13 protein-coding genes and 1 riboswitch are annotated in these 14,593 nt (G+C 43.7%); all 13 genes read left to right on the top strand.

All coding sequences use genetic code 11. The features are described from left to right. The 13 genes from M3204_RS02965 (at position 1) to M3204_RS02905 (ending at position 14,525) form a co-directional block, all read left to right on the top strand. Complete coding sequence (locus M3204_RS02965; RefSeq protein ID WP_251478373.1) at positions 1–1,311, top strand: O-acetylhomoserine aminocarboxypropyltransferase/cysteine synthase family protein; 1,311 nt, start codon at positions 1–3, stop codon at positions 1,309–1,311. Positions 1,312–1,428: 117 nt separating this feature from the next. Continuing rightward, positions 1,429–1,542, top strand: a riboswitch (SAM riboswitch). 277 nt (positions 1,543–1,819) lie between these two features. Then, positions 1,820–2,845: a methionine ABC transporter ATP-binding protein gene (locus M3204_RS02960; RefSeq protein WP_251478370.1), complete on the top strand. Its 1,026-nt coding sequence runs from the start codon at positions 1,820–1,822 to the stop codon at positions 2,843–2,845. Continuing rightward, entirely contained in the window at positions 2,838–3,503 is a 666-nt protein-coding gene (locus M3204_RS02955; RefSeq protein WP_251478367.1) for a methionine ABC transporter permease, read from the top strand. The genes M3204_RS02960 and M3204_RS02955 overlap by 8 nt, the downstream gene beginning before the upstream one ends. Before the next feature lie 14 nt (positions 3,504–3,517). After that, positions 3,518–4,351: a MetQ/NlpA family ABC transporter substrate-binding protein gene (locus M3204_RS02950; RefSeq protein ID WP_251478365.1), complete on the top strand. Its 834-nt coding sequence runs from the start codon at positions 3,518–3,520 to the stop codon at positions 4,349–4,351. A 133-nt stretch (positions 4,352–4,484) separates the two neighbouring features. After that, entirely contained in the window at positions 4,485–4,856 is a 372-nt protein-coding gene (locus M3204_RS02945) for a carboxymuconolactone decarboxylase family protein (RefSeq protein ID WP_251478362.1), read from the top strand. Positions 4,857–5,879: 1,023 nt separating this feature from the next. Further along, positions 5,880–6,665: a Fe-S cluster assembly ATPase SufC gene (sufC, locus tag M3204_RS02940; protein WP_251478359.1), complete on the top strand. Its 786-nt coding sequence runs from the start codon at positions 5,880–5,882 to the stop codon at positions 6,663–6,665. A gap of 18 nt (positions 6,666–6,683) precedes the next feature. Continuing rightward, the gene (gene sufD, locus M3204_RS02935; protein ID WP_251478357.1) at positions 6,684–7,991 is read left to right on the top strand and encodes a Fe-S cluster assembly protein SufD; all 1,308 of its coding nucleotides are present in this window, start codon (positions 6,684–6,686) and stop codon (positions 7,989–7,991) included. Next, on the top strand, positions 7,991–9,220 hold the full coding sequence (locus M3204_RS02930) for a cysteine desulfurase (RefSeq protein ID WP_251478353.1): 1,230 nt from the start codon (positions 7,991–7,993) through the stop codon (positions 9,218–9,220). Before sufD ends, M3204_RS02930 begins: the two co-directional genes overlap by 1 nt. Next, positions 9,210–9,656: a Fe-S cluster assembly sulfur transfer protein SufU gene (gene sufU / locus M3204_RS02925; RefSeq protein ID WP_251478349.1), complete on the top strand. Its 447-nt coding sequence runs from the start codon at positions 9,210–9,212 to the stop codon at positions 9,654–9,656. The genes M3204_RS02930 and sufU overlap by 11 nt, the downstream gene beginning before the upstream one ends. 113 nt (positions 9,657–9,769) lie before the next feature. Further along, positions 9,770–11,167: a Fe-S cluster assembly protein SufB gene (sufB, locus tag M3204_RS02920; protein ID WP_251478346.1), complete on the top strand. Its 1,398-nt coding sequence runs from the start codon at positions 9,770–9,772 to the stop codon at positions 11,165–11,167. A gap of 474 nt (positions 11,168–11,641) precedes the next feature. Next, entirely contained in the window at positions 11,642–12,490 is an 849-nt protein-coding gene (locus M3204_RS02915) for a DUF72 domain-containing protein (protein ID WP_251478343.1), read from the top strand. Between the two features lie 141 nt (positions 12,491–12,631). After that, positions 12,632–14,008: a bifunctional metallophosphatase/5'-nucleotidase gene (locus M3204_RS02910; RefSeq protein WP_251479058.1), complete on the top strand. Its 1,377-nt coding sequence runs from the start codon at positions 12,632–12,634 to the stop codon at positions 14,006–14,008. Positions 14,009–14,222: 214 nt separating this feature from the next. Continuing rightward, on the top strand, positions 14,223–14,525 hold the full coding sequence (locus M3204_RS02905) for a YunC family protein (RefSeq protein ID WP_251478340.1): 303 nt from the start codon (positions 14,223–14,225) through the stop codon (positions 14,523–14,525). Positions 14,526–14,593 lie beyond the last annotated feature (68 nt).

Below are 14,593 nucleotides of genomic sequence, written 5' to 3'. Positions count from 1 at the left end.
ATGACGAATGAACAACGGAACTACAAAATTGAAACATTAGGCATTCATGGAGGGCAGTCTCCAGATCCCGTAACTGGGGCTAGAGCGGTACCAATTTATTCGAGTAACGCTTTTCAGTTTGAGAATACAGGCCATGCTGCGGATCTTTTTGCGCTTAAGGAGTCAGGATATATTTACTCTAGAATCCATAACCCAACTGTGACTGTGCTTGAGGAAAAAGTAGCGTTGCTAGAGGGAGGAGTTGGTGCACTGGCTGTAGCGAGCGGCATGGCTGCCATCATGATGTCCATTCTGAATATCGCACATGCCGGAGATGAAATAGTGGCAGCATCGAACCTTTACGGCGGGACTTACAATCTATTTGCTGTGACACTGCCGAAGTATGGCATTAAGGTTCATCTTGTCGATCCGGAAAATCCGGATAATTTCAGAAGAGCAATCACTCCGAAAACAAAAGCTGTTTTTGCAGAGACAATAGGAAATCCAAGCTTGCGTGTCCTGGATATCGAGACAGTTTCAGGTATAGCGCATGAGGCAGGTATTCCACTGATCATCGATAACACTTTTGCAACTCCATATTTATGCCGTCCGATCGAGCATGGAGCAGACATTGTTGTCCACTCCGCCACTAAATGGCTGTTGGGAAATGGAACAGTTCTAGGGGGAATCATCGTTGACGGAGGCAAATTTGGTTGGAAATCTCCCAAGTTCCCAGGATTCAATGAACCGGATTCCAGCTACCATGACCTTGTGTACAGCGAAGCAATCGGTGCCGCTGCTTATATCATCAAGGCAAGAGTCCAGCTCTTGCGTGACTTAGGACCGTCGATAAGCCCCCACAGTGCTTTCCAGTTCAACCTTGGAATAGAAACATTGCATGTCCGTATCAAGGAGCATATTGCGAACACCCGAAAGATCGTGGAATTCCTTGAAGCACATCCAGCAGTTACATGGGTAGCATACCCGGGGCATGACTCGCATCCGGATAAAACACTTGCGGATCGCTATCTTCCTAAAGGTGCCGGCGCAGTTGTCGTATTTGGTATTGAAGGCGGAAGGGATGCGGGAGCAAAACTGATCAATTCAGTGAAACTATGGTCTCACGTGGCAAATGTAGGAGATGCGAAAAGCTTGATCATTCATCCGGCAAGCACGACTCATCAGCAGCTGGATGCAGAAGGACTCAAGGCAGCGGGGGTGTCTGAAGACTTGATCCGCATCTCTGTCGGTATAGAAAATATCGATGATATCCTTGAAGACCTTGAACAGGCGATTGAAAAAGCGACTGGCGTACCGTCAGTATCAGCATAAGTTTAACTGCCAATACATTCCAAAAGATATTTAAAAATAATTTTATTGACACCCTTTTTTATTCCGTGATAAAATCACACTCGTAACTTAAAACCGATTAAATAATTAAATAGCGTGCTCTTATCAAGAGTGGTGGAGGGAAGTGCCCTATGAAGCCCGGCAACCGTCAATAAGCTTGCTTATTGAAATGGTGCCAATTCACTCAAAGCGGATGGCTTTGACAGATGAGAGAAAGGATACAGCCTACAATTATGCCTTTCTGCTCACTTGCAGAAAGGCTTTTATTTTGCTCTTTTCTTGAATATAGGATGTCCTTATTCGTAAACATCCCTTATGAAAAAGCAATATTTATTATTTTAGAAGCTTAATTTGGTCTCCATGTCCTGTTTATTGTTTGAATTATTTCGGCAAGGGAATGGAAAACTAGATTGATAACCTTCTGAATTAGTTCGAGATTTTAACGGTTTTAATTGGTGAAGAATATTCGGTTGTAAAGAGGGTGAGTCAATTGATCACGATAAACAAGGCGAAAAAGATTTATTCTTCTAAAAAAGGAGAAGTCAGAGCGGTAGATGATGTGAATCTTGAAGTTAAAGAGGGCGAGATTTTTGGAGTCATCGGATACAGCGGCGCAGGGAAAAGTACGTTGATTCGCATGCTGAATGGACTCGAAATCCCAACCTCAGGTTCTGTAGTCGTTGCCGGCAGGGAAGTTTCCAGAATTAAAGGAGCGGAGCTGCGAAAAGCACGCCAGGAAATAAGCATGATTTTTCAGCATTTCAATCTGCTTTGGTCAAGAACAGTTGCGGAAAATATCGCTTTCCCGCTTGAAATTGCCGGTGTGTCAAAGGCTGAAAGGGAAAAACGGGTAAAAGAGCTTATCACGCTCGTAGGGCTCGAAGGCAGGGGAGATGCATATCCGTCCCAGCTGAGCGGTGGTCAAAAACAGAGGGTTGGCATCGCCAGGGCATTAGCGAATAACCCCAAAGTTCTTCTTGGTGATGAGGCAACCTCAGCACTTGATCCACAGACTACTGATCAAATTTTGGATCTGCTTGTGGATATCAATAAGAGATTGGGTCTCACTATTGTCTTGATTACCCACGAAATGCATGTCATCCGCAAAATCTGCCACCGTGTAGCGGTTATGGAAGGTGGAAAAATCGTTGAAACAGGGCCGGTGCTAGAAGTATTCAAAAATCCGCAGCAGCCAATCACGAAAAGGTTTGTCCAGCAAGTAACGGAACCGGAAGAAACGAAAGAGACAGTCGACCATTTGCTGTCACGATACCCACATGGACGCGTTGTCCAGCTGACATTTGTTGGCGAGGGTGCGGAACAGCCGCTCATCTCCAACTTGATTCGAGAATTCCCGATTATGGTCAATATCGTGCAGGGGAAAATTTCGCAGACGCAAAATGGCTCCTATGGGACGCTGTTCATCCACTTGGATGGAGAAGAAAGCGATTTGAACCGTGCCATCGCCTTTATTGGTCAGCATGAAGTCGGTGTGGAGGTGATTTCAAATGGCTGAATTGTTCCCTAATGTGAAATGGGACCGAATGTGGGAAGCAACTGGTGAAACACTATATATGAGTGCGATTTCTGTTGTTGCGACCTTCATCCTCGGGGCGATATTAGGCCTTTTGCTTTTCCTGACCTCCAAGGGTAATATTTGGGAAAATAAACCGGTGAATGTAGTGCTGAGCGCATTCGTGAATATTTTCAGGTCGATTCCATTCATCATCCTGATCGTCCTGCTGATTCCTTTTACAAAATTAATCCTTAATACAATGATTGGTGAAAATGCGGCATTGCCTGCATTGATCATCGGATCAGCTCCATTCTATGCAAGAATGGTGGAAATAGGGCTGCGGGAGATTGATAAAGGTGTCATTGAGGCTGCTAAATCGATGGGAGCCAAGACGACTACGATCATATGGAAGGTTCTTCTTCCGGAATCCATGCCTGCGCTTGTCTCCGGTATCACGGTTACAGCCATCGCACTTGTCAGCTACACAGCGATGGCAGGAGTAATTGGAGCAGGCGGTCTTGGTAACCTTGCCTACATGGAGGGATTCCAGCGCAGTAGAAATGATGTCACATTAATGGCGACCATTATAATCTTAGTCATCGTGTTTGTGATTCAATTCATTGGTGATTTAGTAACAAGAAAATTAGATAAAAGATAGAGGAGAGATTTACATTGAAAAAATGGCTACTAGCTTTATTAACATTAATTTTAACAGCAGGACTTGCAGCTTGTGGTACTTCTGAAGAAAAAACAGAAGGCGGCAAGGAAGAAAGCAAAAAGATCATAGTTGGTGCTTCAAATGTGCCGCACGCAGAAATCCTGGAAGAAGCAAAAGCTCTTTTAGAAGAAAAGGGCTATGAGATGGAAATCAAAACGTTCAACGACTATATTGTTCCTAACCAGGCTTTGGATTCAAAAGAGCTTGACGCTAACTATTTCCAGCATATTCCTTACCTTGAATCACAAATGGCAGATAATGGCTATAAATTTGAAATTGCCGGCGGCATCCATATCGAGCCAATCGGTGTTTATTCTAAAGAACATACAACATTAGAAGACCTTCCAGAAGGAGCACACATCATCATGAGCAGCTCAGTTGCTGACCATGGCCGCATTTTGACAATGCTTGAAAAAGAAGGCCTTATCACTCTTAAAGACGGTGTTGAAAAAGTAAAAGCTACAATTGACGACATCGCTGAGAACCCTAAAAAGCTGAAATTTGATACAGAATACGAAGCAGCATTGCTTCCGCAAATCTTTAACAACGGCGAAGGCGACGCAGTCCTGATCAACTCTAACTATGCAATCGACGCTGGATTGAATCCATTAAAAGATTCTATCGCGATCGAAGAAAGTGATTCACCATACGTAAACGTAATTGCAGTCCGTGAAGGCGACAAAGACAAGCCAGCGATTAAAGCTCTTGTCGAAGTCCTTCATTCAAAAGAAATCCAGGATTTCATCCTTGAAAAATACGAAGGTGCTGTAGTACCGGTAAAAGAATAGTAATAGATAAGATGAAGCAGGCGGGCAGCCTGCTTCTTTTTTTTTACAAAAAAATAGCTAAACAACTCGTTTGAATAACCCGCTCTGAAATCTAACATACTAACCGAGAAAAAATCAGATTGGAGTGAACACGATGGAGCATCATTACGAACCCCGCAATTCAACGGAAGCTGCCTTGCATGAATATAAACAAGGTCTTGGTCTTTTTACACAAAGAATGCCGGAGCTGGCGAGACATTATAATGCATTTACGGAAGTATGCTTTCAAGAAGGAACGCTGACACAAAAAGAAAAACAGCTTATTGCCTTAGGGATTTCCCTTTATTCTCAGGATGAATACTGCATCATCTATCACTTAAAAGGCTGCCTGGATCAGGGAGCGACTGAAGAGCAAATTTTAGAAGCGGTTGGAGTGACGGCTGCATTCGGCGGCGGTGCTGCAATGAGCCAGGCGGTAACGCTTGTCCAGGAAGCGATGTCAGAGCTGAATCATTTAAAACAGTAAATCCATCGCTTGACGTAAAGCCCAATTTTTCTCGCGAATTTAGCAGGCAAGTAACAGGATAGGCTCCTATTGGGAGGATTACGCACGAATTGTAAGAATACAAGAGCTGAGAACCTCATAAGCCTCTATATTCCATCACATCCAAATATTAACGGTTTTAACCGCTTTGATAGTGGTAAACAAAAGGTGATACCATTACAATGACAAAAAAATCGCTTATCAAAGCGAAAACCGAAGGGATGATTCACTATTAGTCAGCTCAAACTGAACTACACAAGTGAAATGGAAAAGGCGATGCATGGAGCCCATGGAATTAGTTATGAGGTTTACAGCATGAACCACGATGCAAGAATGAAAGTTGAGAAAAAGCGTGAAAAAGATTATATCCAAAGCCAACGGATGGTTGCAGACCTGGACAGAAAAGTCCACTCGTGAGACAAGGGATATATATAATAGAAGAAACGATTGAAACCAGTGTGATGGATGCACTGGTTTCTTTGTTAATATGAAAGAAAAAAGGGTCTGTGATTAGGAATGAGTCCATGGGGATTGATCTTTTTCCTATTTGACCTTTTCGTTTCAGCATGCGAGTACATTTTTTTCTTTTTCATGGAAAAAATAAAATGATAGACAAGGCTGAGCGCTAAAACCAACTTGGAGAGAATTTCTCTGTTAAAATAAAGATATTGAGTGTTGTCGCCTTTCAGCTATTGCTGAAAGCGGCGGGGGAGAGTGGAAAGGGATTCACGGGTAGAAAAGATTTTTGGCTCATCTTTTGAAGCTGACGCTTCAAAAGCTTTTCAGCAAGCTGAAAAGCTGCCGAGTGAAATGAGCCAAAAATCAAATGAAGGTTACTCTACATCATGACAGAATCCTTTTGTTTTCGATGAATTTCTTTCCACTCTTAAAGTGTTGCTAACACTTTCTATTTGTTATAAGATTGTAATGAGAATAAAATGAGAATAGAGCTATAGACGGCAAAAGTCGGCTTAAAATCTTTTCTATATTGACGGAGGTATTATTATGGCAGGATCTGTATTATCAATTAAGGACCTTCATGTTGAGATTGAAGGTAAAGAGATATTAAAAGGTGTGAACCTTGAAGTCAAGGGTGGAGAGATCCATGCGATCATGGGACCGAATGGTACTGGTAAATCAACTTTGTCTTCTTCAATCATGGGACACCCTAAATATGAAGTAACAAGTGGATCAGTTTCACTTGATGGCGAAAACGTCCTGGATATGGCAGTTGATGAAAGAGCACGTGCTGGATTGTTCCTTGCTATGCAATACCCAAGCGAAATCAGCGGGGTTACAAATGCTGACTTCTTGCGTTCTGCTTTGAACAGCCGTCTTGGCGAAGGAAATGAAATTTCATTAATGAAATTCATCCGCAAGATGGATAAGCAAATGGAATTCCTTGAAATGGACCTTGATATGGCACAGCGTTACCTTAACGAAGGTTTCTCAGGCGGAGAGAAGAAGCGTAACGAAATTCTTCAGTTAATGATGCTTGAACCGAAAATCGCGATTCTTGATGAGATTGACTCAGGACTTGATATCGACGCATTGAAGGTTGTTTCTAAAGGTATCAACGAAATGCGCGGCGAAGATTTCGGCTGCTTGATCATCACTCACTACCAGCGCCTTCTTGACTACATCACTCCTGACCATGTTCACGTTATGATGCAGGGCCGCATTGTGAAGTCCGGCGGACCGGAGCTTGCACAGCGCTTAGAAGCAGAAGGATACGACTGGATTAAGAAAGAACTAGGCATCGAAGACGAAACAGTTGGGCAAGAAGCGTAAGCGTTGGGGGGATTTATAATGACGACGGAAACGAAATGGCCTTTTGACCAGGAATACATTACTTCCTTCTCAAAAGAAATGAGCGAACCGGCATGGCTAACGGAACTTCGCGTTCAGTCTCTTGAAAAAGCTGAAGATCTTCCAATGCCAAAACCGGATAAGACGAAGATTAATAAATGGAATTTCACACAATTCGAAAAGCTGCTCGTTAAGAGTGATGTTTTCTCATCAATCGACGAGCTTCCTGAAGAGGTAAAAGCACTTGTTGACCAGGAAGCGAAGGAAAACAGCTTGTACGTTCAGCGTAATAACAAGCCTGCATACCTGCAGCTTTCAAAAGAAATGCAAGAGCAGGGCGTCGTGTTCACAGATATTTTTACAGCGGCTCGCGAATACAGCGATTTACTGAAGAAATACTTCATGACTGCCGTTAAAACAGATGAGAATCGTTTGACTGCACTTCACGCAGCATTTGTTAATGGAGGAGCATTCCTTTACGTTCCTAAAAATGTACAAATCAAGAACCCAATCCAGGCGATTTTCTTGCATGATGATGCAGAAGCGAACCTGTTCAACCATGTTCTTGTAGTTGCTGAAGACAACAGCTCTTTAACATACGTTGAAAACTATATCTCAACAACTGGTGCCGCTAACGGATTAGTTAATATCGTAACCGAAGCGATTGCAGGGGCAAACGCGAAAATCCAGTATGGCGCAGTTGATACGCTAGCTGCTGGACTTACGACTTATGTAAACCGCCGCGGTCATGCTGGAAGAGATGCTCGCATTGAGTGGGCTCTTGGATTGATGAACGATGGCAACACAATTTCAGAAAACGTGACGAACCTTGTTGGTGATGGTTCATACGGCGACACTAAAATGGTTATGGTCGGACGTGGAGAGCAGACTCAGAACTTCACAACAAGCATTATTCACTTCGGCAAGAACTCTGAGGGCTACATCCTTAAGCACGGTGTTGTTAAAGATAGTGCAACATCAATCTTCAATGGTATCGGTAAAATTGAGCACGGTGCTTCTAAATCTAACGCAGAACAAGAATCTCGCGTTCTAATGCTTAGTGAAAAAGCACGCGGTGACGCAAACCCAATTCTCCTTATCGACGAAGATGATGTAACAGCTGGACACGCGGCTTCTGTTGGACGCGTTGATCCGTTGCAGCTTTACTACTTGATGAGCCGCGGTATTCCAAAGACTGAGGCAGAGCGCCTTGTCATTCACGGCTTCCTTGCACCAGTAGTTAACGAACTTCCAATCGAAGGAGTTAAAAAACAATTGGTTGAGGTTATCGAAAGGAAAGTAAAATAATGAACGCCCGCGAAATTCGTGAATTATTTCCGATTTTAAATCAGGAAGTCAATGGCAGCCCGCTTGTCTACCTTGACAGCGCGGCAACATCACAAAAGCCAGTGCAAGTAATTGAAGCACTGGACAAATATTATCGCGAATACAACTCCAACGTTCACCGCGGTGTCCATACTCTTGGAACAAGAGCTACGGATGGATACGAAGGAGCAAGGGAAAAGGTACGAAAGTTCATTAATGCAAAATCAATTGAAGAAATTATTTTCACTCGTGGAACAACCACTGCTATTAACACAGTTGCTGCAAGCTATGGCCGTGATAACCTTAAAGAAGGGGATGAAATTGTCATCTCTTACATGGAGCATCACAGCAACATCATCCCTTGGCAGCAGGTGGCAAAGCAGACGGGTGCAACATTGAAATATATCGACCTTCAGGAAGATGGCACGATCTCACTTGATACTGTAAGAGAAACTGTTACAGAGAATACGAAAATCGTTTCCATCATGCAGGTTTCCAACGTACTTGGTGTCATGAACCCGATCAAGGAGATTGCCGAGATTGCTCATCAGAATGGTGCAATCATGGTTGTCGATGGCGCTCAAAGCGCTCCGCATATGAAGATTGATGTTCAGGACCTCAACTGTGATTTTCTCGCTTTTTCCGGACATAAGATGTGCGGGCCTACAGGAATCGGCGTTCTGTATGGCAAGAAGGCACTTCTTAAAAAAATGGAGCCAGTAGAGTTTGGCGGGGAGATGATTGACTTCGTAGGCCTTTACGAGTCAACATGGAAGGAGCTGCCTTGGAAATTCGAAGGCGGCACACCGATCATTGCTGGTGCAATCGGCCTTGGTGCAGCTATTGATTTCCTTAATGAAATCGGTCTTGATAATATCGAGAAGCATGAGCATGCATTGGCAGCTTATGCAATGGATAAAATGTCTGCTATCGATGGCATGACAATTTACGGACCGAAGGAAGCTGGGAAACGTGCAGGACTTGTTACCTTCAACCTTGAAGATGTACATCCTCACGATGTGGCAACTGTCCTTGATGCTGAAGGAATCGCCGTTCGCGCGGGCCACCATTGTGCACAGCCGTTGATGAAATGGCTGAAAGCGTCCGCGACAGCACGTGCAAGCTTCTACCTGTATAACACGGAAGAAGATATTGACAAGCTGGTAGCAGGCCTTGTCAAAACAAAGGAGTATTTCAGCGATGTCTTTTAATAATTTAGATAACCTTTATCGGCAAGTTATTATGGATCACTATAAGAACCCTCGCAATAAAGGTGTTTTGGACGAAGGCAGCCTTACAGTCAACATGAACAACCCGACATGCGGAGACCGCATCCAGCTGACGATGAAAGTCGAAGATGGCAAGGTTACGGATTCCAAATTTGAAGGGGAAGGCTGTTCAATCTCAATGTCATCTGCTTCAATGATGACACAGGCAATCAAAGGAAGAAGCGTCGAGGAAGCACTTAAGCTTTCGCAGATTTTTTCCGACATCATGCAGGGCAATGACTATGATGAGGATGAGCTTGACCTCGGAGATATTGAAGCTCTTCAGGGCGTTGCAAAATTCCCTGCCAGAATCAAGTGTGCGACTCTTGCATGGAAGGCAATGGAGAAAGGCCTGAAGGAAGAGGAAGACAACCAATAAAAAAATCATCATACGATGATTTTTACGAAAGAGCCGCAGGGGATTGGCCTGCAGCTGGACAACAACAAAGCAGGAACTCCGCTTCCTCGCTTTAAGAATGGAGGAATTCGACGATGGCTAAAAAAATGCCAGAGATCGGTGATTATAAATACGGTTTTGCCGACAAAGACGTTTCCATCTTCCGGTCTAAACGCGGTTTGACGCGTGAAATCGTTGAAGAAATTTCAAAACTTAAGGAAGAACCGCAATGGATGCTGGACTTCCGCTTAAAGTCTCTTGAGCACTTTTACAACATGCCAATGCCTCAATGGGGCGGAGACATGGCTTCATTGAACTTTGATGAAATCACTTACTATGTCAAGCCTTCTGAACGCTCTGAAAAATCTTGGGATGAAGTTCCTGAAGAAATCAAGGCGACGTTTGATAAGCTTGGTATCCCTGAAGCGGAGCAAAAATACCTTGCAGGTGTTTCTGCACAGTATGAGTCAGAGGTTGTATACCACAACATGAAGCAAGAGCTTGAAGATCTCGGAATTGTCTTCAAGGATACTGATTCTGCATTGAAAGAAAATGAGGACATTTTCCGTGAGCATTTCGGAAAAACCATTCCTCCAACAGATAATAAGTTCTCAGCTCTGAACTCAGCTGTCTGGTCTGGCGGATCTTTCATCTATGTTCCTAAGGGAGTGAAAGTGGAAACGCCTTTACAAGCGTACTTCCGCATTAACTCTGAAAACATGGGTCAGTTCGAGCGTACATTGATCATCGTTGATGAAGGCGCGCACGTACACTATGTAGAAGGATGTACAGCTCCTGTTTACACAACGAATTCACTTCACAGTGCAGTCGTTGAAATCATCATCAAGAAAGACGCATATTGCCGTTATACAACGATCCAGAACTGGGCAAACAACGTCTTCAACCTTGTTACAAAGCGTGCGGTTTGTGAAGCGAACGCTACTATGGAATGGATTGATGGCAACATCGGTTCTAAACTGACTATGAAGTACCCTGCTGTCATCCTTAAGGGTGAAGGCGCTCGCGGTATGACATTGTCAATTGCCATTGCCGGCAAAGGCCAGCACCAGGATGCAGGTGCGAAAATGATCCACCTTGCACCAAATACGTCTTCAACCATTGTATCTAAGTCAATCTCAAAGCACGGCGGAAAAGTAACATACCGCGGTATCGTCCACTTCGGACGCAAAGCCGATGGCGCCCGCTCTAACATTGAGTGCGATACGCTGATTATGGATAACAAGTCTACATCAGACACAATTCCATACAACGAAATCCTGAACGACAACATTTCTCTTGAACACGAAGCGAAGGTTTCCAAAGTATCAGAAGAGCAGTTGTTCTACCTGATGAGCCGCGGAATCTCGCAAGAAGAAGCAACAGAAATGATCGTAATGGGCTTCATCGAGCCATTCACAAAAGAATTGCCAATGGAATACGCAGTCGAAATGAACCGCCTGATCAAGTTCGAGATGGAAGGTTCAATCGGTTAATGATAGTTACGGGAATCCACCTGCCTCGGCAGGTGGATTTTTTCTATTTTTTGTAAAAAGTAGTGATTATCCGGTATTTCGTAGTGATTATCTTAAATTTCGTAGTGATTCTCCTGAAATTCGTAGTGATTATTCATTATTTCGTAGTGATTCTCCTGAAAATCGTAGTGATTAATCAGATTTCATAGTGATAATTTAATATTCGTAGTGATTCTCCTTAATGAAGCAGCGATGACACTAAAAAGTGTAGTGATTATCATCAAAATCGTGGTGATTTCACTTAAAAACGTATGGATTAACCGGGAATAATCCCAAAGGCTGCTTCTAACGATGGGCCAAATAGTCAAAACAAGGCCATAATCAATAAAATTAGTGTTTTTTCTTTTTATTAAAGGGGAATCATTGTTAAACGATGTCTTAGTTCTTATTCAGCGCTTAATTGTGCTATCATGAAGGAAAAATGGAGGTGCACAGATGATTATTGTTGGCTTAACGGGTTGGGGGGACCATGATCGTTTATATGTTGGCAAGGTTTCGCCACGAGATAAACTTAAGGAATACTCCAGTCACTTTCCTGCAGTTGAGGTTGATGCCTCTTTTTACGCTGTGCAGCCTGTGAAGAATGCTGCGAAATGGGTGGATGAGACACCTGATAATTTCCAATTCATTGTAAAAGCATACCAGGGTATGACCGGCCATCAGCGAGGTGAAATTCCTTTTAAAGATAAGAACGAGATGTTCAATGCCTATAAAGAATCGCTTCATCCTTATTTGGAAGCGAATAAGCATGGTATGACCCTTTTCCAGTTCCCGCCGTGGTTTGACTTGCGCAGTGAGAATGTTGAATATCTGCGCTGGTGCAGGGAACAGATGGGTGATATCGACTGCGCGCTTGAATTCCGCCATCGATCCTGGTTTGAAGGAGGAATGCGCGAGAAGACCTTGGATTTTATGAAAAAAGAAAAGTGGATTCACAGCATCTGTGACGAACCGCAGGCTGGAGAAGGATCGATTCCAACTGTGCTTGAATCTACGTCTTCTGAAAAGGTTCTAGTCCGGTTCCACGGCCGCAATGTCCATGGCTGGAACAAGAAGGGCAGAGGCCAGGATTGGCGCGAGGTCAGGTACTTATATCGCTACAATCAGGAAGAACTGAAGGAATGGGCAGATAACTTAAAACAGCTTGATTCGACTACAAAACAGGTATTCGCCTTGTTCAATAATAATTCAGGAGGCGATGCGGCTGACAATGCCCAGCAGATGCTTGAGCTCCTGGATATTGAATATGCTGGCTTGAACCCTCGGCAGCTTGATTTATTTTAAGTCAGGCCATTAGATTAGAAGTGCAATCAAGCCAGCAGAATGTGTTTGAAAGGCAATTCGATGGATTTAAATAAGGATTTACCAGACCCCTTCTGAACAATCAGGCAGGGGCACTTCATTTTAAAAGAGGATTGATGGGTGATGGAAGAGGTAATTCACATATACCACACGAATGATTTGCATAGCCATTTGGAGCATTGGCCAAGTATCCATAAGCTTCTGGCTGAGCGGAGGCGCTGGCATGAGGATGCGGGTGACGAGGTGTTCGTTTTTGATATTGGCGACCATATGGACCGCTGGCATCCATTGTCTGATGGGACAAGAGGCAAGGCGAACTGCCGCTTGCTGAATGAGGCTGGTTATGATGCAGCAACCATTGGAAATAACGAGGGCATCACCCTGCCGTTCGAGGACCTTGATTCCATGTATCTTGAAAAAAAATTCAAAATGCTTGTCGCCAATCTTTATAAGCCAGATGGAAGCAGGCCGTCATGGGCTCAGCCATATCATATTTACATAAGCAAAAAGGGTACGAGAGTCGGAGTCATTGGTATAACGGTTAATTTTGCCCGTTTTTATGAACAACTCGGCTGGAAGCTGCAAGATCCGATGGACGAATTGAAGAAATGCGTGGAGGAACTGAAGGGGCACACAGATATTATTATTCTTCTGTCCCATCTGGGAATTCACGATGATGAGCTGATTGCCGGGATGTTCCCGGAGATCGATGTGATTATCGGCGGGCATACCCATCATATTTTACATGAGGGAAAAGAAGTGGGTTTCACCTTGCTCGCAGGGGCGGGTAAATATGGATATTATACTGGCCATGTCACCTTGAAGATCGACGAGCTTTCCAAGCGGATTTTACATAAAAGAGCGGTTCTTTATGATATGAATGAGGCGGACAAAGCTGAGAATGAGCAGGAAATTTCAGAGGGTTATTATCGTGCCGGGAAACAGCTGATGGCAAAGACAGTTGCTTTCCTGCCAGATGAGCTGAAGGCTGACCCGCTGCAGCATTCTTCCCTGTCAAAAATGCTTACGGAGGCATTAAGAGAATGGTGTGATGCCGATTGCGCCTTCATGAACGCCGGGATGCTGCTTGGCGGATTGAAAAGCGGTGAAGTCACTCAATTCGACTTGCTTGAAATCTGCCCTCATCCAATTAATCCGTGTACCATCAGGCTTTCAGGTGCAGAACTAAAAGAAGTACTCCTCCAGATCAGGGACGAAAAGTGGCCGCATATGCAGATTAAAGGGCTTGGCTTCCGTGGGACAGTAATGGGTGTCATGGAGTACGCTGGAATTGAGTTCGAAATGAAAAGCAACATTCAGCAGATTTTACTTAATGGTATGCCGATCGATTCGAAAAAACATTATGTGTTGGCGATACCGGATATGTTTACATTTGGCCGCTTTTTTCCGGAAATTCAACGTGCAGAAAATAAGGAATATTGGCTGCCGGAGTTCCTGCGGAATTTGCTCGAGTGGAAGATCTCCTCTATTTATAAATAAGGCTGTTTTAGCATAGATTGTTGTTTTTAGCCAAGTATTTGAACAGGATTTGCATTAAAACTCGTTATACTTTCGGTTGTAAAAGCAATAACGTTTACGAAAACAGCCATAAATAAACATCATAAAACATCGTTGCGAGATTTTATCAAAATATCACGCTTTTCCTTTTTCCTTCATAAAGTGTTAATGGGATTGAAGGAAGGAGAGTGTGTTCATGATCGAAATGTCACCGATCGAGATCGAAGGCAGAACATTTTTATGCATTTCGGTAAAATTGCCAAAAACAAATCTGCTTGTTGTAACGGGGGATAAAGGATATATTATGTGCGGCGCTCTTGATGTCGCGCTTCTCAATGAAAAGCTGAAAGGCAGGAAGGTCATAGCCGGCAGGGCAGTTGGCGTTAAAACGATCGAAGAATTGCTCGAAGCCCCACTTGAATCAGTGACTTACGAAGCTGAGAATCTTGGTGCAACAAAGGGTATGGTCGGCAAAGATGCTTTGCTGTTCATGAATTAAAGACAGCCTTGCAGGGCTGTCTTTTTCGTGTTTTCACGGTAAATGTTAAAAGGAAAACAAGGGAATGC

The sequence above is a fragment of the Mesobacillus subterraneus genome (assembly GCF_023715485.1).
In the GTDB taxonomy this organism is placed as follows: domain Bacteria; phylum Bacillota; class Bacilli; order Bacillales; family Cytobacillaceae; genus Mesobacillus; species Mesobacillus subterraneus_B.
The sequence above is the reverse complement of the archived record's forward strand: the minus strand, read 5'-3'. Positions and strand labels throughout refer to the sequence as shown.

Coding starts and splice junctions, on each gene's coding strand:
- M3204_RS02965 (WP_251478373.1), top strand. CDS start 1: ATGACGAATGAACAACGGAACTACAAAATTGAAACATTAGGCATTCAT.
- M3204_RS02955 (WP_251478367.1), top strand. CDS start 2,838: ATGGCTGAATTGTTCCCTAATGTGAAATGGGACCGAATGTGGGAAGCA.
- M3204_RS02945 (WP_251478362.1), top strand. CDS start 4,485: ATGGAGCATCATTACGAACCCCGCAATTCAACGGAAGCTGCCTTGCAT.
- sufC (WP_251478359.1), top strand. CDS start 5,880: ATGGCAGGATCTGTATTATCAATTAAGGACCTTCATGTTGAGATTGAA.
- sufD (WP_251478357.1), top strand. CDS start 6,684: ATGACGACGGAAACGAAATGGCCTTTTGACCAGGAATACATTACTTCC.
- M3204_RS02930 (WP_251478353.1), top strand. CDS start 7,991: ATGAACGCCCGCGAAATTCGTGAATTATTTCCGATTTTAAATCAGGAA.
- sufU (WP_251478349.1), top strand. CDS start 9,210: ATGTCTTTTAATAATTTAGATAACCTTTATCGGCAAGTTATTATGGAT.
- sufB (WP_251478346.1), top strand. CDS start 9,770: ATGGCTAAAAAAATGCCAGAGATCGGTGATTATAAATACGGTTTTGCC.
- M3204_RS02915 (WP_251478343.1), top strand. CDS start 11,642: ATGATTATTGTTGGCTTAACGGGTTGGGGGGACCATGATCGTTTATAT.
- M3204_RS02910 (WP_251479058.1), top strand. CDS start 12,632: ATGGAAGAGGTAATTCACATATACCACACGAATGATTTGCATAGCCAT.
- M3204_RS02905 (WP_251478340.1), top strand. CDS start 14,223: ATGATCGAAATGTCACCGATCGAGATCGAAGGCAGAACATTTTTATGC.